Genomic DNA, 20,319 nt, shown 5'->3' on the forward strand with positions numbered 1-20,319 from the left:
TTCAGGTTGTTTGTCCTGAGTGCGTTCCTCACAACATTCTGACGTTGTGAAAAAAGGCCCCGATAAATACCGGTTTATCGGGGCCTGATTAATCGAAGTGACTCGATTTGCTGCGAGTTATATCCGTTTGGATGAGCCTTTAATGGTGATGTGCGGTACCAGCCCCTTTCGGATAGCGAATCGACTCAACCATTTCCTGCACATCATCGGGAACTTCTGCCGTGAATTTATTCACGACAATCGCGACCACGAAGTTCAGACACATGCCTAATGTACCGATGCCTTCCGGACTGATACCGAACCACCAGTTGGCTGGTGTATTGTCTGCCGGATTGATGAACTTAAAGTAGATAATGTACGCCGCAGTGAAAAGGATCCCTGAGAGCATTCCCGCAATTGCCCCTTCTTTATTCATCTTCTTATAGAAAATCCCCATAATAATTGCCGGGAAGAAGGAGGCTGCAGCAAGGCCGAAGGCAAAGGCGACCACCTGCGCCACGAAACCCGGCGGGTTGATACCCAGATAACCGGCACCGATGACGGCCAGTGCTGCCCCGACCCGTGCTGCGAGTAGTTCTTGCTTGTCCGTCATGTCCGGTTTGAAGCCTTTTTTGAGCAAGTCATGTGAGATCGAGGTGGAGATCACCAACAGCAGACCGGCGGCGGTTGAGAGTGCCGCTGCCAGACCACCGGCCGCCAGTAAGGCAACCACCCAGTTTGGCAGTTTGGCTAACTCCGGAGATGCCAGAACGATAATATCCCGGTTGATCTTCACTTCATTACGCGCATCACCGGCGTAAAACATGCGACCATCACCATTCTTATCTTCCCATGAAACCAATCCGGTACTTTCCCAGTTTTTAAACCAACTCGGTGCATCCGCAGACTGAACCCCTTTCATGTCCGGACCATTGATGGTATCGATCATGTTGACCCGGGCAAATGCCGCCACTGCAGGTGCTGTTGTATAGAGCAGGGCGATAAACACCAGTGCCCATCCGGCAGAAATTCGTGCATCAGAGACTTTCGGGACCGTAAAGAAGCGGATGATAACGTGGGGGAGACCTGCCGTACCGACCATTAAGGCGGCGCAGATAAAGAAGACATCCACCATACTTTTCGAACCGTCAGTATAGGCGGTAAAGCCCAGCTCTTGGGTTAGACCATCCAAGCGATCCAAGAGATACGTATCGGTCCCTGAAATGGTTGAACCGAATCCCAGTTGCGGAATCGGTGTGCCGGTCATCATGAGTGAGGTGAAAATGGCTGGTACCAGAAATGCAAAAATGAGTACACAATATTGTGCAACCTGCGTATAGGTGATGCCCTTCATGCCCCCCATGACCGCATAGAAGAATACAATCGCCATCCCGATAATAATGCCCATGTTGATATCGACTTCAAGAAAGCGCGCGAATACAACACCCACCCCACGCATCTGGCCGGCAACATAGGTGAAAGAGACGAAAATGGCACAAAAGACCGCAACCATTCGCGCTGTTCTGGAATAATATCGGTCACCGATAAAATCCGGGACGGTAAATTTACCGAATTTTCTAAGATAAGGTGCGAGGCAAAGTGCAAGTAGGACATAGCCGCCAGTCCAACCCATCAGGTAGACACCGCCGTCATAGCCAATAAAAGAAATGATCCCCGCCATTGAAATAAATGATGCTGCAGACATCCAGTCAGCAGCCGTTGCCATCCCGTTCGCAACCGGATGGACGCCTCCGCCAGCAACATAAAACTCACTGGTTGAAGCCGCTCTTGCCCAGATCGCAATCCCGATATACAAGGCAAAAGTCAGGCCCACGAGGATAAATGTCCAAGTTTGAATATCCATGTGTCACTCCTTCATCAGTCTTCGTGGACGTTGTATTTCTTGTCGAGTGCGTTCATTCGCCAGACATAGATAAAAATGAGGGCAACAAAGACATAAATTGAGCCTTGCTGGGAAAACCAAAATCCAAGTTTAAAACCACCGAATTGAATGGTGTTCAGCGCGTCTACAAATAAAACCCCGGCACCATAAGAAACCAGAAACCAAATTGTCAGCAGGGTTCCCATGATTCCTAAATTCTCTTTCCAGTAAGCTTGTGCGTGCTCTGATGATTCAAACGCCATAGCTGTCTCCTTCCTGTTATCGGTATTATTGTTAATACAATGTTACGATTATAAAATAGCAGGTCGTTATGGTTTGATCTTTGCAACTTTAGTCGGGTAATAAATGCTGGTATATCGATGGATTGGCAGGTTTTTATTGAGATGATAAATGTAAAATATATGTTAAATGATGTGGTTGTTAGCCAAAAGTATATACAGCGAACCACATCCGATGTGTTTACACTCAATCAAATAGGGTGTTCACATCAAATCAGGTTCAGCGAATAGGAAATGAATTGAATGTAAGCATCATTGACTTGATGCCCGATCGTGGTCTGATGAAATAACAGGTGATTCAGCCGCTAATTTCATTCAGCAGAATGACGGCTTGCGTACGATTTTTGACCCCGAGCTTGCGAAAAATAGCAGTCATGTGGGCTTTGATTGTGGCTTCTGAAACATTCAACTCATAGGCAATCTGCTTATTGAGTAAGCCATCTGACAGCATGCCCAATACTTTGTATTGTTGTGGTGTCAAGGTCGCAATCTTTTCGGCCAAATCGTTATCGGGGTGGTTGGTTACAACCAGATCTTCGGGGAAGTATGGGTCGCCATTCAGTACTTGGTTGAGAGCATTGACCAGTGTCCGCATATCGCTGGATTTGGGAATAAAGCCAAACGCACCATGCTTTTTCACTTGTGCTACAACGGTCGGTTCTTCACTGGCTGATACCACGACAATCGGTAAATCCGGGTAAGCATTTTTGAGTTGAATTAGACCCGAGATGCCGTTACTGCCGGGCATTTTTAGATCAAGTAAAACCAGATCCGGTTCGGCCTCTTTTGCCAGAAGGGTCAGGAGTGCATCGAGTGTATCGGCTTCTTGGAGATTGGCACCACTCACGGCCATATGCACTGATTGAAACAGGGCATTACGGAAGAGGGGATGATCATCTGCGATAATGATGGTGTAGGTCGCGTCCATGACTATTCATATTTTCACAAGTTGTTAACCAAATTATTGTTCCGTTTATAGTTTTGCACAATATCGGAGCATGAAAACTCTGAACTCTATCCCCTTTTTTGCATACATCTTTGTGTGCGGGCTTCCCGATTGTATGTCAATACATTCTCGGTGTGAGCTCGGAGTCCTTTACCTGCCGGTAAGGACTCCGCTTTGCATTCGTCACAACGGGTATTGTGATTTCGCATCCGGGACAATATGCGCTATAAATCATATTGGTGCAGATGTTCTAAGAACTCATCAGCCGCCATAAAGCCGGTAATTCGCGCCTGCTGAACGCGTTCTCCTGCCATATTCCAGAAGCTGAGTGTCGGCAATCCGAGGACTCCCAGATGATTCAGCAGTGCTTTATTTTGCGCATTGTTTGCCGTGACATCAGCCTGAATGAGACGATAATTGGCGAGCTTTTGCTGTACGGTATGATCTGAAAACGTATATTTTTCGAACTCTTTACAGGCAACGCACCAGTCTGCGTAAAAGTCGATCATGACCGGTTGTTGATTTACTTTTGCTAAAGCCAGCTGGTGTGTCAGTTCCTCAATATTCTGAATCCGGACAAATGATAGTGACTCGGCATTTGCCGGCGATGTGATGATGCCGGAATACAGCACCGCCGGTGTCAGGGAAAGTCCAACACCAGCAAGAGAAAATACCAGTAGTAATGTTTTGCGGAGCTGGCTGGCTGCCGAACGGAGACTTGTCAGTAATATCCAGAGGAAAAGACTCACACCAAGCAGAGCCCATAAGCTGACTGACCATAATTCGGGGATGATTCGCTCCAGCAGGAAAATCGGTGCAGCAAGGAGGATAAACCCGAACAGCGTTTTCATTTTTTCCATCCACGGTCCCGATCTAGGCAGAAAACGCTGACCGAAAACAGCAATGACGATCAATGGTATCCCCATGCCGAGCCCTAACAGATAAAGCGCGATACCACCGAGCATCAAGTCACCCGTCTGTGCCACGTATAGTAAAGCACCAGAGAGTGGGGCGGTGGTACAGGGAGAACAGATCAGTCCGGAAATCGCGCCCATGATAAAGACACCCAACTGACGACCGCCGGACTGCCGTTGACTGAGGTTATTTAGGGGCGTCTGTAAACTGGATGGCATTTGAATCGTGTAAAGACCAAACATGGAGAGTGACAATAGGATGAAAAGCAGGCTGAACGTGATGAGAATTGCCGGACTTTGGAGCGCGGCCTGAAATTGTAAGCCAGCCGAGGCAACCACCAGTCCGAGTAACGTATAGGTGAGGGCCATGCCCTGAACATAAATGACGGCCAGTCCGAAGGCCTGTTTCTTATTAAGATTGTTCTGACCAAGCACAATACTGGTGACAATCGGATACATGGGAAAAACACAAGGGGTAAAGGCTAAGCCAATCCCGAGAAACAGGAATAATACAACGGTCCAGAAATCTTGTCCCAGCGCGTCAGCTAAACGATTTTGTTCTGCCTGAGGCAAGGCTTGCTGCGTCGTCTGACTGTTTTGTTTCTGTAACGGCTGAGATGCCGCGCTGTTTGACGGTTGTGAAGTTGCTGCCGGCGGAAGCGGGGCTATCGGCACGGTGCGAACTTCTGGCGGATAGCAGAAGCCTTGTTCGGCACAGCCTTGATATCCGACTTGAATCTCAGCATTTTTCCCCGCATCAGCCAGTTCCAGTGTGATTTGCAGTGGGGTGTTATAGATATTCACATCCCCGAAAAACTCATCATGATGTGATTCACCCTGATGCATATGCGTTGAGAGGATGCGTACTTGTTGTGGGTCGAAATTCAGTTTGTGTTGATACAGATAGTAGCCCGGCTTGATATCCCAGCTCAGGGTTAATTGATTTCCTTGTTGATAGGCGAGAAAGGGAAACGCCTGATCGACCGTCACGAATCGCGATTGATTCGGGGTAAAAGCGGAGGACAACGGCGCATCAAATTGCTGAGCATGAAGCGGTAATAAGGCCGATACCAGCATTGTCAAAATGAGAAAAATAGTCCGCATAATTGTCCGTATTAAAAGGATATGTTTGACTTGAGTTGGCTCATCATAACGCAAGTTTTCCGGGAAATGCGAGAGATAGCAGCCAGTCTTGGGCAGATAGATTCAAGTATTCGACCAAAAGCCAAAAAAAGGCGATGGCTCTCTGACGATATTCTCAGAATAGAAGGAAGAATTTGTGTGATAGGGTGGATATTTGAATTCAGGATAACTGATTCTGCGATATCCGGGACGGATACCGCAGAATGTTTCAGGTCAGACAAACTGTTATTCGTAGCGTTTCGCTTTATATTGAGGATGTCTCAGGTTTTCGACAGAGAGAATATCATCCACTTCAGCTTCGGTGAGCAGACCGCGTTCAAGTACCACTTCACGGACACTCTTACCTGTTTGCGCACAAATCTTGCCAACAATATCACCTTCATGGTGACCAATGTATGGGTTCAGATAGGTCACAATTCCGATTGAGTTGAACACGTAGTTCTCACACACTTCTTTGTTGACGGTAATACCATCAATACACTTATCGCGTAGATTGATACAGGCATTGGACAGAATTGAGATGGACTCAAACATGGCCTGACCGATGACCGGTTCCATCACGTTCAACTGAAGTTGTCCGCCTTCAGCAGCAAAAGAGATGGTATTGTCGTTCCCCAAGACTTTAAAGCACACCTGATTGACGACTTCCGGTACCACTGGGTTTACCTTTGCCGGCATGATGGATGAGCCCGCCTGAAGCTCTGGCAGGTTCAGTTCATTCAGACCCGCTCGAGGACCGGAAGAAAGCAGACGTAAATCGTTACAGATTTTAGAAAGCTTCACCGCCAAGCGTTTGAGCGCACCATGTGTCATCACATAAGCACCACAGTCAGAGGTTGCTTCAATTAAGTCTTCTGCCGGAACGACGTCCAGACCGGTGACGGCTGCCAGATGTTTCACGGCCAACGCCTGATAGCCTTCCGCAGCATTGAGGCCGGTACCGATAGCGGTCGCCCCCAAGTTAACTTCAAGCAACAGTTTTGACGTATATTCCAGCGCTCGGATTTCTTCATTCAATGTTACAGCCCAGGCATGGAACTCCTGACCAACGGTCATCGGGACAGCATCTTGTAGCTGAGTCCGGCCCATTTTGAGGATATTGCTGAACTCATGGCTCTTAATTTCAAATGCTTCTTTGAGGTAACCGACTGCACTGACGAGCTTTTGTACGCTGTTAAACACTGCAATACGGAACCCGGTTGGGTAAGCACAGTTGGTTGATTGACTCTTGTTGACATGATCGTTGGGATTGATCACATCGTATTGTCCTTTTTCTTTCCCCATCAGTTCCAGAGCAAGGTTGGCAATGACTTCGTTGGTGTTCATGTTGACCGAAGTCCCTGCGCCGCCCTGAAATACATCTGACGGGAATTGATCCATACACTTCCCTGTTTCGAGCATTACATCACATGCTTGGATAATATAAGATGCAATCTCTTTTGGAATCACGCCTAGTTCTTTGTTAGCGAGTGCTGCCGCTTTTTTCGTCATGACCATGCCTCGAACAAATTCAGGAACATCCGAGATGGTGACATTGGAGATATTGAAGTTTTCTACAGCACGTAACGTGTGGATGCCGTAATATGCATCAGCAGGGACATGACGTTGACCGAGTAAATCTTCTTCCAGACGGGTAGCGGTTTGAGCAACTGCTTCAGAGAGGGTTGTCATAGTATAGGATCCTTAGGTAACTCAACTTTGTAGTTATCAATTTATAGGGATTAATTCTTCAAAGAATCCATTCTGGTAGTGTTAACGTTTGGAAATCCGACCGAAACGCGTAGAACATCATACTGAGTCTACTGGATAAAAAAAGTAACTTGATCACCTTTTTCACTACCGACAATTACTTTATTGTCTTTAGCTATTTTGCACAACGGTCAGCTGTTCGATTCCATGAGCGGAAACACAATTTTTTCCTTTTCTCTTAGAACGATAGAGGGCTTTATCTGCATTGACGAAGGATTGTTGATGACTGGCTGTGATTTCAGCAATTCCGATACTGATCGTGGTGTCATATTCTTGCCATGACTCGATCGCAAGACTGATCCGTTCCATTAATTTCTGCGATGTTTTGACATCGGCATGTTGAATGATGACTGCAAATTCATCACCACCGATGCGCGAGACAAAATCGGTATCGCGCAGGATCGATAACATTTGATTTGCCAAACGCAGCAGGACCTGATCACCAACGGCGTGGCCGTAGGTATCATTGATCCGTTTGAAATCATCGACATCAATAATGGCCAGACTACTTTTCGGCTGGTTGCTATATCGTTCCTGCAATCTGGAATAATGCAGTAACGTCTGGTTGAATTTTTTCTTATTCCAGAGTCCGGTCATGATATCCCGTTCATTCTTCTCTTTGAGCGCTAAAATCGCGTTGTAGTGCTCTGAGATATCACTGAATGAATAAACGTAATGACTGATCTGTCTGATGGAACCTTCCAGAGCCCGCACTTCAACTTTACAGACGTGCGGGGGTTCTTCATTGCCGATCCGCACTTGGCCCTGCCATTCTCCACTGGTTTGGAGTTGTTTGAGAATATTTTTGTACTTGGTTTTGGCAGGTTGTAAATCGAGAATATTTTTCCCTTGAATTTCAGACGGTTCAGTATCGAAAAGTTCACAGAAACGTATATTTGCCCGCAGAATGATATGGTGGGCGTTGGTTAGGGCGACAGCAACACTGTTATCGAGTACGACCTGATTGAATGTTTGCTCCAGTCGGTTGATTAAATAACTTTCCCAGAGTAGGGCGAAAAAACCAGCAATAATACCGAACAAGAGCAGCAGCATGATGACAGTCATCCGAATTTCTGCATCCCTTTGAGCAAAGCCTTGCTGAATAAGATTCTGCGGATACATCGTCAGCAGCGTCATTTCATGATTGTTACCGAATAGTGAGGCCTGAAATGGTTGAAACACATATAAACCTTCAGCCGTTTGGAGGCTGCCGGATTGATAGGGGGTTTCATGAATATATTCCCATAAATTGGGATTCTCATAAGCAAGATTAATATTTTCCCGCTCTTTGAGCAGCCGTCCAAACAGTTTATTTTTATGATTGCTAAGGGTGTAATAGCCACTTTTATCAATAAAATCAACTGAGTAGCCGAGCGTATTGGATGTTATATTTTTGATAATGCCTAAGACTTCAAGGTTAGCAATGAAATAACCTAAGCGTTGTTGGTCATGATCGATTGGATAGATGATGCGAAATCCCGGTTTATAGGGGGTTATGATTTGACCGAATTCCCGTTCCAGATCGATACCGAAATACCCTTGCTCTCCTGAAGCAAGTCGCTGTGCATAATAAAAATAGTCGCGTTGCCCTTTATGTTGTAATGCATTGTCCGGAACAATATAAGGTTGACTCATCTGCGGCGTATAATCGACACGGATGATTTCTTTCCCCTGAGCATCAAGGTAGCGCAACTGGTAAAAAAATTCGACATTCGCAGCTGTCAGGTACCATTGGTTTTTAAGATAATTTCGGTAAGTCGGGTTGCCTGTTTTGGCAAAGTCGAGAAGTAAAGGAGATTGACTCAGTTGCGCAAAATTTTGTTGGATAAGTTTGCTCAGTTGGATCGCTTTGGCTTCGACATGTTCAAGATACTGTTGACTCTGGTTTTTGAGCTGTTGAACAAAGAACTGATGTGCTTCATGACTGAGATGGAAATAATATCCGAAAGGGATCACGGATAAACACAGCCATATGAGTAACATCTTTTTGATGGTTCTTTGTGCTCGTTTCATTATGCGCCTAACTGACTATTTACTTGGTTTCTTAAAACTTAGGTCAGGATGAGTGAAGATACCAGAGAGAATCGGGGTTTTTGCTGCTCATCTGGTCACTTTGATTCATTTTTTTGGTAAACAGGCCAGTGAAAAAGCATCACGACCGGTGATATTTCTCATGTTCCTGATCAGTCGCTTTGTGGACGATTTTTGAACCGGGACGCGCTCAAAATAGTAAGGAAGTGAAACTCAGGGGTCGGTTTTATCGATAGATTTCGTTACACTCAATAAGTTTGCAGACCTATAACAGGAGGCGCTGTGTTTCCCCTTATCTTATTTTTGTTTATTGCAGTGCCAATCATTGAGATTGGTTTATTTATTCAGGTCGGTGGCTATCTGGGGTTGTGGCCGACCATTGGTTTAGTGTTGATCACGGCGTTTGTCGGAGCATCTCTGGTTCGAAGTCAGGGATTGCAGACTGTGCTGACGATGCAACAGCGACTTCAGGAGGGCGAACTACCGGCACAACAGATTCTGGAAGGCGTACTGTTGGCCGTTGCCGGGGTACTGCTACTGACCCCGGGTTTCATGACGGATCTGATGGGGATGTTTGTGCTGCTTCCGGGACCCCGTGCGATACTGGCCCGTAAACTGATGGATAAAGTCGTGATTCAAGGGAATGTCCAGCAACCATTCGGCCGCGGAGGGCCTCAGGATCGGGAATCTCATCGCGGTAACACTTACGAAGGTGAATATGATCGCAAAGATAATGATGACGATCAGGATCGATTGAACTAACGTAAATGGCATTTAGCTTGTATCACTAAAAAGTAAAATTATAGGCATCAATTCCATGTTTCACATTGCATTATATTGTCCGAACATTGCCCAAAATACTGGGAATATCATCCGGTTATCAACTAATAATGGTTGCCATCTTCACTTAATCGAACCCTTAGGCTTTGATCTGGAAGAAAAAAATCTGCGTCGTGCGGCACTTGATTACAGGGATATGGCGAAGGTCAGTGTTCATCCGAACTACGAAGCATTTTTAGCTGCAATTGGTGATCAACGAATCTTCGCCCTGACGACGAAAGGTTCCAGACCGCATGATGAGCCAACTTATCAAGCGGGGGATGTGTTGTTATTTGGATCTGAAACTGCGGGATTACCAGATGACATTCGCAATGGCTTCCCTGAAGACCGCAGAATCCGAATCCCGATGCTGCCGAATGCGCGGAGTATGAACCTTTCCAATTCTGTGGCTGTCGTCAGCTACGAAGCATGGCGTCAACTCGGCTTTCCCGGTGGGAAGTAATTCATAACCAATATTTTCATCATTCTGCAAAGCAGCCGGGTGGGCGGCTTTGATCTTTTTTAGTCGGTGATGACAAAAGAGACTCAGTCTAACGGCACGAATCAAGATTATCCGGTTGATGAATCTAAGGGCAGCATGATGGTAACCATCAGTCCACCCATTGGACTTCGACTGGCTTGAATTGTGCCATGATGCTGGCGGATGGCATTTTCGCTAATCGCGAGTCCTAATCCGGTGCCTCCGCTGTGACGCTCCCTTGTGGTTGAAACGCGATAGAATGGCCGAAATATATTGGCAAGTTCATCCTCCGGCACGCCTTCACCATTATCTTCAACGCAGAGGGTTAACAGCTCAGGGGTGGTACTGAAGGTGACCCGGATTTGATCTTTACCGTAGTAAATCGCATTGCGGACGATATTTTCGACAGCACTCATCAGTTGTTGCGGATTGCCCGATATCCGTCGCTCCGGAATGGTGGCATAGCTGAGTGTCTTTGCCATCTGTTCCGCTTCGAAGACGGCATCTTCCAGTAACGCTTCCCATAAACTCGACAAAGGTTGTGTTTCTTGGCTTGAGTGGCTGTTCAGCTGCATTCTGGAAAGTTCCAACAACTCACCAATCATTTGCTCCAAACGTTGGGCTTCGGTATCAATTCTTTCCAGTTCGGCGCTGGTTCCCTGTTTGCGAGTGGCGAGTGCGGTTGCCATCCTTAGACGGGTCAGTGGTGAACGCAGTTCATGGGAAATATCGGATAGCAACCGTTGTTGCCCTGAAATCATCTCATTGACGGCTTTGACCATGTGGTTGAAGCTCTGTCCGGCCTGACGAAACTCAGTGGTACCCTGCTCTAGGGTCCGATCAACCTCAAATTCGCCTTGAGCAACCCGCTGTGAAGCCTGAGCCAGCTTTTGTGCGGGCTGACTTAATGCCCATGCCAGCCAAAGCAGTAACGGTGTACTGATCAACATGACCACCAGTAACAGAGAGAGCGGGTGATCCAGCAAGCGAATAAACAAGGGGGGCAGCTGATTGTCGGGGAAGGCGGCATAGAGGAGTAATGGTTGTTGGGCAAGGTGAATCGGCATCGGCCCCGTCATCAGAAAATGGCCATACAGACGCTGCTGGGGGTGTTCGATCGATTCGACGCCGGTAATAAAATTTTGGAGAATCCGAGTGTTGATCATCGGATTGCCATTCACCATCAGAATGTTCCCTGCCATATCGGTCAGAAACAGGTGCGGTTTGTCCTGATTATCCCTGAGTGGCTGTGAATGCATATTGTGTTGTCGGGATTGGCGGATGAACCGAGCCGACAGCGTTCTGAGAATAAGCGAGAGATCTTGTTCTCCGGCAAATCGGGTTTCGAGATTCTCTTTAATTGCGGCTAACCGTTGACGTTCTGAAGTGGGTAAATCTCTGGCTTTTCGCGGATCAAGATTCGGCAGCAAAAGTACAACGATCAAAATCAGCAACATGGTGAACCAGAAGATGGCAAAGATCCGGCCGTAGAGGCTGTTTAACTTAGGAAGATGCATCAGTCCTCCGCTATCATCAGGTAGCCGCGTCCGCGTAGTGTTTTGATTCTCTCCCGACCATCACTGCGCGACGGTAGTTTTTTCCTCAGGTTGGAGACATGCATATCAATTGCCCGGTCAAAGGCTGCCAGTCGTTTACCGAGTACATCCAGACTCAAAGACTCTTTCGTGAGTATCTCTCCCGGATGCTGTACGAAGTGAGTGAGCAGCGCAAATTCTGTTGTAGTCAACTCAAGCAATACATCGTTGCAGTATGCTTCTTGTTTTTTTGGATAGAGGCGTAAGTCGTCACACTCAAGCGCCTCATTTGATTTATGCATCGGAGCTTGTTGGGTACGGCGGAGAATCGCGCGGATGCGGGCCAGCAGTTCCCGATCACTGAATGGTTTTGGCAGATAGTCATCAGCCCCCAGCTCAAGGCCGATGACCCGATCGATTTCTTCGCCTTTGGCGGTCAACATCAGCACTGGCGTTTGCGCATATTGAGAAGAGGAACGGATTCTTTTCAGGGTTTCCATCCCATTTAATTTGGGCATCATCACATCCAACAAGATAATGTCTGTTTGTTCATCAAGCATATTGAGACCGGCTTCTCCGTCATGGGCTTCTGCAACACTGAATCCTTCAAAGCTGAGCACTTCCTTGAGGAGCGCGGTTAACTCAGTATCGTCATCAATGATTAGGATATGGGGCATCAGTTGTTCTCCGCAGCGTTCTGTGAACGTTTTGTCTTTGCAAGCCAGTCACTTCTACCCATAGTTTACCTTTAAAATTCACGGATAAAGATCGTTTGGTGCCTCATTTACACTCTTTTACCTAGGCTATACACCAATTGACCTTACAGTATGTAAGCTTAAGTTACCGATATACGAAAGGCTGATGTTGATTCAGTCTGTCCACGAAGAGGTAACAGAGATGAGCACTTTAACAAAAGTAATATTGGCAGCAGCTATTCTTCCGTTAACGCTCGGCAGTATGAATGTTTTTGCCGGATATCAAGGTCATCATGGCGGCGGTCATTGGGGAAACCAACGTTTTGACTGTCAGCGTTATGATAACCGGGGGATGTTGCGATCATTCAACCTGACATCAGAGCAGCAAAATCAATTGACGGCACTCCGACAAAAACATTGGGAGCAAAGACAGGCTCGGATGCAGGATTTCCATCAAGAGATGGCGCCGATTGTACTGGCAAAAAATTTTGATGAACAAGCCGCTCAGGAACTGGCTGGCAAAATGGAAAATGCGCGAATTGACCGACGCGTAGAAATGATGCGTCAACGGCATGACATGCTGAGTATTTTGACACCAGAACAACAGCAGCAATGGCAGAAGGTGTTTCAAGAACGGCCTTACAATAACATGGCCGGTCCCGGTCAAGGCGCGGGTGGTAACAACGGTCCACGCTTCATGATGAACCAATGGTAGGCTGACATCCGCGAGGCTTGAGGGGAACGTCGTGAAAACAGCATGTGACGGGACAGCACTTGAGTCAAACGCATGACATCTGTGCAGAAAGAGGTGACAGGGATGCACCTCTTTTTTGCGACTATGACCAATAATTATTATCACTTTCATCTTATAAATCAGATAATTATATTGTGTCTCATCAATAAATAACCTGCAATGAAGCGGGTTTCGTTATATAGTTAACCATCCGTGATGACATTCATTCAGAGTATTTAATGCACGCAAATTATATTCGCTTAGTGAAATCAGCAGCATGGAGTGCGACGATTGTCGCGGTGACATTGCTGATCATTAAAATGTTTGCTTGGTGGCATACCGGCTCAGTCAGTTTACTCGCATCGGTGATTGACTCTCTGCTGGATATTGCCGCATCTGTGGTCAACCTGTGGGTGGTGCGCTATGCCCTGCAGCCTGCTGATCGTGAACATACATTTGGTCATGGGAAAGCCGAATCTTTGGCGGCACTGGCACAAGCGATGTTTATTTCTGGCTCTGCCTGCTTTTTACTGCTGAACGGCGTTGACCGTTTCTTTCGGCCTCAGCCGTTACAAGCGCCGGAGTTTGGGATTTATGTCAGTGCGCTGGCGATTGTGGTGACTTTCCTGCTGGTGCGGTATCAAAAATATGTCGTTCGTAAAACCGGCAGTCAGGCGATTGCTGCGGATTCGTTACACTATCAGTCCGATTTATGGATGAACATTGCGATTATGATTGCATTAGCAATGAGCTGGCAGGGGGTCACTCAGGCCGATGCCATTTTTGCCGTCGGAATCGGTATTTATATTTTATATAGCGCATACCAGATCATTCATGAAGCCATTCAGACATTGTTGGATCGTAAACTACCGGACGAAGAAATCAGTCACATTCGTCAGTTGAGTTTATCGGTGGACGGGGTGTTAGGGATTCATGGTTTACGAACGCGAATGTCCGGGCCGGTGCGTTTTATTCAACTGCATCTGGAATTAGATGATCACTTACCGTTGATTCAGGCGCATGAGATTTCTGATCAGGTTGAAGCATTATTACTGGAGCATTTTCCCGGTTCCGATGTGCTGGTTCACCAAGACCCTTACTCAGTGATTCTGAAGTCCGAATACGAGCAAAAAGTGGCGGAATGGTCGTAAAGCATAGCAGAGGAGATGACGGATGTGTTTTGCGTGGGGGCTGTGCCCTGTGATTCAAGATAAACAGAACGGATAACCGGAACACGATGTTTCAGGTTATCCGTATAGCTGCGACCTGTTTGTCTCGCTTCTACCGCTATCAGTACCGCGCTTCTAGCGTAACGCCCGAGTAGTCAGAATAACCGCGTAGCATGATTGAGTAAGTCCCCGCGGCTGCGCGATCAAACGAGCATGACTCGTTATTCCCCGTTTTGTAAGGGCGGCAATCATAAGTGCGGGTTCCTGCTTTCGCGCCATACTTGACATAAAGATCGGCATCACCCTGACCACCCGACATCGAAATCGTAAAGGAACGGGATTCTGGCAGTTCGAATGTATACCAGCTTTGACCCGATGCCTGACCACTTAATCCGGTCAAAGGCTGTCCGACTTTCAAGACTGGATCCTGTTGTTGTTCCACCGTTGAATTAGCCATTTCTACCACATAGGCGAGGCCCAGCCGGGCAAATTTTTGTGCATGTTTTCCTTCACGGTCAGAATTGGTGAGCGTATCCCGTGGGGTATGGATATGCGGGTTGTATTCGGCAAATTTTGCTTCAAAAGGCATGGATGCGGGGTATCCGGCACCGTGCCATGAGGCGTGATCCGAACAACCGTAACCACACCGGTCAAAGCCATATTTCAGATTGGGAAGGTATTCATCCAGCAGTTTTGTCAGGAATGAATTGAGATTGCTGTCGGTATAGTCGGTCATAAAGACAATATCTTCAGCAGAGCCGGGATAATTGGTCATGTCCAACTGGAGAGCAGCAAGCACGTTTTTGCCTGCATTCTTATATTGGCTGGCGATATCTTGAGAGCCGCGTAACCCGACTTCTTCCGCCGCATAAGCCATGAAAGCAACGGTACGTTTCGGTTTAAAGTTGTTTTCTGCCAGAACCCGGATGATTTCAGTCACACTCGCGATGCCGGATGCATCATCATCCGCGCCGGGTGCAACACTCTGTGCATTGGTTCTTGAACCTATCGTTGAATCTAAATGGCCCCCGATGACCACAATTTCGTCAGGTTTTTCTGAGCCTTTGATGGTCAGAATGACAGATTTTTGCCGGTAGCCCGAATGGCTGACCTGCTGAACAGAAGCATTTGGCCATGCTGAAGCAAGTCCTCGCCACTCACTGGCAATCCAGTTTGAGGCTTGCTCACCGGTCAGGGTGGTATAAAAGCGATTCGTAAAGTCCGATAAGCTGGTGATTGTGTCCGTAATTTGATTGGCACTGATGAGCGGAATCAAGGGCTTGACGATATCCTGCTGATGAATGCCAACCGCTGCAAATGAGCTGCTGGTTAACGGAATCCGGCTCGCTTCAATCGCACTTTGTTTAGAATCATGGACAATATAACCCCCGCAACGGTGATGCTCTTCATGCATGTTATACGATAGTTCAGCCAGATCCTGTTGGTTGACTTGCCCAACCCAAACCAGAGGATTATCGACAATCGACTGAGCCTGAATCGGATGGCTTGTGGATTCCAGCAGCGTGCCTTTTGCATCAGCGCCAATCGATATCCAGACTTTGTTGTCGTCAGTCTGTTGTAAATGTTCTGCCGCGATGAGTGGGGTACTCATCAGTGTCAGTAAGACGGCCAGACTGGTTTTAGTGTATTTCATTATCCTGATCTCCCTATCGTAGGCGCTTGATCTGAGTGGTAAAAGGCTGTAAAGGCCAGCGCTACTAAACTAACAAAACAAAGCAAGATTAGGGATGAATTAATGCAAATTAATTCATAATCAGAATGTAAACAACGGTGAGCATAATAATGTTAATAAATGTTTATATTATTTACATTTATGTAATTTTTGATATGCGTGTGAATATATCATGGTCGGCTGTAAACCTTGTGGTCAGCGCAAAACAGCAATTTCTTAGACGATTTTGTATTCAATACTGACCTTTACTATCGTTGATTCGCATAAGAAAAAAACGATACCCTGATGTGAATCAACAAAGAATAATGACAAAATTGCAATACTCATCCACAATATGAGCACTTAATCTTCAATGCAAAAAAAGATCGGGTAACTTTGCAAAAAAAGTGACATGATGTGCTGAGAAGATCGGTTTGTTTTCATACAAACAGCCGGATACAACTATCTATTAGAGTGACATTCCCAATATTTTAGAGGGTGAGCATGATTAAAAAGATCGGGATATTAACAAGTGGCGGTGATGCCCCAGGGATGAACGCTGCGATTCGTGGCGTTGTCCGTACTGCATTAGGCGCTGGTTTAGAAGTTTTCGGCATCTATGATGGCTATCTGGGACTTTATGAAGACCGGATTGTTAAGCTGGAGCGTTCGAGTGTTTCTGACGTGATTAACCGTGGTGGTACATTCCTTGGTTCAGCTCGTTTCCCTGAGTTTAAAGAGGTTCATGTTCGTGAAAAAGCGATTGATAACCTCAAAAAGCATGGTATCGAGGCTCTGGTTGTCATCGGTGGCGATGGCTCTTACATGGGCGCGAAGAAGCTGACAGAAATGGGATATCCATGTATCGGCTTGCCGGGCACCATCGATAACGATATTGCCGGTACCGATTATACCATCGGTTATCTGACTGCCTTGAATACCGTCATTGATGCCATTGACCGTTTGCGCGATACGTCATCTTCTCACCAGCGGATTTCGATTGTTGAAATCATGGGGCGTCATTGTGGTGATTTAACACTGATGTCTGCCATCGCCGGCGGCTGTGAATATATCATCACCCCGGAGACGGGCTTGAATATGGATGAGTTGATTTCTAATCTGAAAGACGGCATCGCGAAAGGTAAGAAACATGCCATCATTGCGCTGACTGAGCTGATGATGGATGCCAATGTTCTGGCGAAGAAGATTGAAGAAGCGACCAAGCGTGAAACGCGTGCGACTGTTCTTGGACACATTCAGCGTGGTGGCCGGCCAACTGCATTTGACCGGGTGTTAGCGTCTCGCATGGGGAACTATGCGGTTCATCTCTTGCTGGAAGGTCATGGTGGTCGTTGTGTCGGTATTCAGAAAGAAGATCTGGTTCACCACGATATCATTGATGCAATCGAGAATATGAAGCGTCCTGTCCGTAAGGATCTATACAAAGTTGCCGAAGAGTTGTTTTAAGGTTTTTTCGTAGCACATATTAATAAAGACCGCTGTATGCGGTCTTTTTTTGTATCGGTTATTAAGTCCGGTTTTCTTCCTATGACTATTATTCTACCGACATCTGTTTACCGTCAGATTGCGAAAAATGATCAGACAATCCACATCCGCTCTTCCGGATCTTTTCTGTTCAGATAATGCGTCGATTGAATCCGGCGAATTGTCCGGCACTTGCCACGGATGAGCAGGGTTTCGGTGACCGCAATATTTCCCTGACGGGTAACACCATCGAGTAAATCACCTTTGGTTATTCCCGTTGCGGAGAAAATGACGTTATCACTGCGGACCATATCTTCCATCCTCAGCACTTTCCCGGCTTCAACGCCCATTTGCTGACAACGTTCAATTTCCTGCTGTCCGATTCGGCGGTTTTCATCGGTGTCACCTTTGACTTCATGGCGAGGCAGAAGACGACCATGCATATCACCGTCTAAGGCGCGAATTACGGCGGCAGAGACCACGCCTTCCGGTGCGCCGCCGATACAATACATCACATCGACTTCACTGTTGGGCATACAAGTTAAAATTGAAGCTGCCACGTCACCATCGGGTACGGCAAATACGCGGACACCCCATTGTTGCATTTCTGCGATGACTTGTTCATGACGGGGCTTAGCCAAAGTAATGACGACCAGATTATCCAGTGATTTACCTAATGCCTGTGCAACATGTTCGAGATTTTGTTTGAGGGGTTGATTGAGATCGATACATCCTTTGGCGCCCGGCCCGACAACCAATTTTTCCATATACATATCGGGGGCTTTCAAAAAGCTACCTTTTTCCGCTGCTGCCAAGACTGAGAGTGCATTTGACTGTCCCATGGCTGTCATGCGGGTGCCTTCAATCGGATCCACTGCGATATCAACTTCATCGCCTCCCAAACCGACTTGCTCGCCAATATAAAGCATTGGGGCATCATCAATTTCCCCTTCTCCGATGACAATCTCCCCGGTGATCTCTGTCTTATTCAACAGACTCCGCATGACTTCAACAGCTGCGCCATCCGCTGCATTTTTATCACCGCGCCCAAGCCATTTATACCCGGCTAAAGCGGCACCTTCGGTCACTCGGGAAAAGGCCATTGCTAAATCACGTTTCATGTGAACTCCATCTTGACGGAAAACTGGGAAATTTGCGTCGAATTTTAGCATATCCCGACGAAAACGTTTGCTGAAATGCTTGTGTATTCTTGCACTTGATCAAAGCGGTCTCAGATCTTCAGCGATATTTCAGGGTCCAAGAAGGGATTGAATGGGCGACGAAGAACAAGCAAAGTAAGAATCGTGTCAATTCACGTCGGTTTTTTAATCGAATGGTGAAAATATTCAAGATAGAGCGTGTTTCTCCAGCCGTGGCTGAGTAGAATGAACAGCTAAGTACAATCATCATTGCAAGTGCAGAATCGTAAAGGATATAAGCATGTCTTTTGAAGTATTAGAGAAATTAGAAGCCAAAATTCAAACTGCTGTTGATACCATCACACTCCTTCAAATGGAGGTCGAAGAATTAAAAGAAGAAAAACAGAAATTGATTGAAGAAGCAACTCAGTTGAAAACCAGCCGTGATGAACTGGAACAGCGGGTACAGGATATTCAGCAAGAGCAGACGGCATGGCAGGAACGCATTCGCAATTTGCTGGGTAAGATGGAAGATATGGAGTAAGGCGCAGGACCTTTTATATCAATACGATTAGGTTCAAGTTTTCTATATCGTCCACGCGATATCAAAAAATGCCGACATTTTTGTCGGCATTTTTCATGGGAGAGATGGGGATTCGATTTATGCTTGTGGCCGGATGCCCAGTGTATGACACAGTGCATAGGTCATTTCTGCTCGATTCAGCGTATAGAAATGGAAGTCCTTGACCCCTTCACGACCAAGAATTCGCACCATATCAATTGCTTGGCTTGCTCCGACAAGCTGACGCGTCACCGGATCGTCATCTAATCCGTCGAATTGTTTGTGCATCCATCCCGGCACTTTGACATGGTTTTGTGCGGCAAAGCGAGCGGCTTGTTTAAAGTTGGACACCGGAAGAATACCCGGTACGATTTCCACATCGATACCGGCACTGACACAACGATCACGGAATCGCAGATAACATTCAACATCAAAGAAAAACTGAGTAATGGCACGGTTCGCGCCAGCATCAACTTTACGTTTGAGGTTCAGCAGGTCGGCCTGAGCACTTTTCGCTTCGGGGTGGACTTCAGGAAATGCGGCGACAGAAATATCAAAATCATGCCGGGATTTAAGTAATGTCACCAGATCAGCTGCATACATATCTGGTTTTCCGCCGCCCGGCGGAATATCACCACGGAGCGCAACAATGTTCTCAATGCCGTTGTTCCAGTAATCATCGGCAATCTGGGTCAACTCTTCGCGACTGGCATCAATACAGGTCAGATGGGGCGCGGCGACTAAGCCTGTCTGGGACTTGATTTCTTTAATAATGGAATGGGTTCTGTCCCGCTCTCCGGAGTTTGCCCCGTAAGTGACAGACACGAATTTGGGCTGTAAGGTTTTTAAACGATGTACTGAGTTCCAGAGAGTTTCTTCCATTTGTGGTGAACTTGGCGGGAAAAACTCAAAAGAGACATTGAGGTTCCCGGATAACTCACTGATATTTTGATTCAGTGCATCAATATGTCCAGCATATGAGTAGCCCATCTTCTCTCTCCCGTGAATGATGGTAATTCAGTCTTAATTGACGTTTAGACGTCTATATGTCTAGATATTCTATTGAATCGTTTTTCATGTCAACAA

Annotated in this window: 17 protein-coding genes; 6 read left to right on the top strand and 11 right to left on the bottom strand. The window is 46.7% G+C overall.

What is annotated here, in order from left to right; translation table 11 throughout:
- Positions 1-139 precede the first annotated feature (139 nt).
- From OCV37_RS01115 to OCV37_RS01140, 6 genes are all read right to left on the bottom strand, one after another.
- A complete protein-coding gene (locus OCV37_RS01115) occupies positions 140-1,843 on the bottom strand; it encodes a sodium:solute symporter family protein (RefSeq protein WP_038178769.1) in 1,704 nt (567 codons plus the stop codon).
- A 14-nt stretch (positions 1,844-1,857) separates the two neighbouring features.
- Entirely contained in the window at positions 1,858-2,124 is a 267-nt protein-coding gene (locus OCV37_RS01120) for a DUF4212 domain-containing protein (RefSeq protein ID WP_038178767.1), read from the bottom strand.
- Between the two features lie 334 nt (positions 2,125-2,458).
- Positions 2,459-3,088, bottom strand: coding sequence for a response regulator transcription factor (locus OCV37_RS01125; protein WP_038178765.1), 630 nt, complete (start codon positions 3,086-3,088; stop codon positions 2,459-2,461).
- Positions 3,089-3,330: 242 nt separating this feature from the next.
- Positions 3,331-5,124: a protein-disulfide reductase DsbD gene (locus OCV37_RS01130; RefSeq protein WP_084717419.1), complete on the bottom strand. Its 1,794-nt coding sequence runs from the start codon at positions 5,122-5,124 to the stop codon at positions 3,331-3,333.
- Positions 5,125-5,388: 264 nt separating this feature from the next.
- Entirely contained in the window at positions 5,389-6,834 is a 1,446-nt protein-coding gene (gene aspA, locus OCV37_RS01135) for an aspartate ammonia-lyase (protein WP_038178763.1), read from the bottom strand.
- Positions 6,835-7,023: 189 nt separating this feature from the next.
- Positions 7,024-8,895, bottom strand: coding sequence for a sensor domain-containing diguanylate cyclase (locus tag OCV37_RS01140; RefSeq protein ID WP_245609102.1), 1,872 nt, complete (start codon positions 8,893-8,895; stop codon positions 7,024-7,026).
- A gap of 330 nt (positions 8,896-9,225) precedes the next feature.
- Between OCV37_RS01140 and OCV37_RS01145 the strand changes: the two genes are divergently transcribed.
- A complete protein-coding gene (locus tag OCV37_RS01145; protein WP_038178760.1) occupies positions 9,226-9,705 on the top strand; it encodes an FxsA family protein in 480 nt (159 codons plus the stop codon).
- Positions 9,706-9,760: 55 nt separating this feature from the next.
- Positions 9,761-10,225: a tRNA (cytidine(34)-2'-O)-methyltransferase gene (locus OCV37_RS01150; protein WP_038178758.1), complete on the top strand. Its 465-nt coding sequence runs from the start codon at positions 9,761-9,763 to the stop codon at positions 10,223-10,225.
- 107 nt (positions 10,226-10,332) lie between these two features.
- On the opposite strand, the gene cpxA is transcribed toward OCV37_RS01150, so the two are convergent.
- Together cpxA and OCV37_RS01160 are read right to left on the bottom strand one after the other, a co-directional pair.
- Positions 10,333-11,760: an envelope stress sensor histidine kinase CpxA gene (gene cpxA / locus OCV37_RS01155; protein WP_038178756.1), complete on the bottom strand. Its 1,428-nt coding sequence runs from the start codon at positions 11,758-11,760 to the stop codon at positions 10,333-10,335.
- Positions 11,760-12,455, bottom strand: a complete 696-nt coding sequence (locus OCV37_RS01160) for a response regulator (protein ID WP_038178754.1) — start codon at positions 12,453-12,455, stop codon at positions 11,760-11,762. The genes cpxA and OCV37_RS01160 overlap by 1 nt, the downstream gene beginning before the upstream one ends.
- A gap of 220 nt (positions 12,456-12,675) precedes the next feature.
- Here OCV37_RS01160 and OCV37_RS01165 point away from each other — a divergent pair, with 220 nt between their 5' ends.
- Positions 12,676-13,188: a Spy/CpxP family protein refolding chaperone gene (locus tag OCV37_RS01165; RefSeq protein WP_051680344.1), complete on the top strand. Its 513-nt coding sequence runs from the start codon at positions 12,676-12,678 to the stop codon at positions 13,186-13,188.
- Positions 13,189-13,445: 257 nt separating this feature from the next.
- The gene (gene fieF, locus OCV37_RS01170) at positions 13,446-14,357 is read left to right on the top strand and encodes a CDF family cation-efflux transporter FieF (RefSeq protein WP_038178752.1); all 912 of its coding nucleotides are present in this window, start codon (positions 13,446-13,448) and stop codon (positions 14,355-14,357) included.
- A 139-nt stretch (positions 14,358-14,496) separates the two neighbouring features.
- Here fieF and OCV37_RS01175 read toward each other — a convergent pair whose 3' ends face one another.
- Entirely contained in the window at positions 14,497-15,987 is a 1,491-nt protein-coding gene (locus OCV37_RS01175; protein WP_051680373.1) for a M28 family metallopeptidase, read from the bottom strand.
- 564 nt (positions 15,988-16,551) lie between these two features.
- Here OCV37_RS01175 and pfkA point away from each other — a divergent pair.
- Positions 16,552-17,514, top strand: a complete 963-nt coding sequence (gene pfkA / locus OCV37_RS01180) for a 6-phosphofructokinase (RefSeq protein WP_038178747.1) — start codon at positions 16,552-16,554, stop codon at positions 17,512-17,514.
- Positions 17,515-17,645: 131 nt separating this feature from the next.
- Here the strand turns inward: pfkA and glpX are convergent, their stop codons facing one another.
- Positions 17,646-18,653 carry a class II fructose-bisphosphatase gene (gene glpX / locus OCV37_RS01185; protein ID WP_038178745.1) on the bottom strand — a complete coding sequence of 336 codons (1,008 nt, stop codon included), beginning with the start codon at positions 18,651-18,653 and terminating at the stop codon, positions 17,646-17,648.
- A gap of 319 nt (positions 18,654-18,972) precedes the next feature.
- Between glpX and zapB the strand changes: the two genes are divergently transcribed.
- Positions 18,973-19,215 carry a cell division protein ZapB gene (gene zapB / locus OCV37_RS01190; protein WP_038178743.1) on the top strand — a complete coding sequence of 81 codons (243 nt, stop codon included), beginning with the start codon at positions 18,973-18,975 and terminating at the stop codon, positions 19,213-19,215.
- Between the two features lie 117 nt (positions 19,216-19,332).
- Here zapB and metF read toward each other — a convergent pair whose 3' ends face one another.
- The gene (gene metF / locus OCV37_RS01195; RefSeq protein WP_038178741.1) at positions 19,333-20,223 is read right to left on the bottom strand and encodes a methylenetetrahydrofolate reductase; all 891 of its coding nucleotides are present in this window, start codon (positions 20,221-20,223) and stop codon (positions 19,333-19,335) included.
- Positions 20,224-20,319: the final 96 nt, after the last annotated feature.

The organism is Vibrio rhizosphaerae (genome assembly GCF_024347095.1).
In the GTDB taxonomy this organism is placed as follows: Bacteria; Pseudomonadota; Gammaproteobacteria; order Enterobacterales; family Vibrionaceae; genus Vibrio; species Vibrio rhizosphaerae.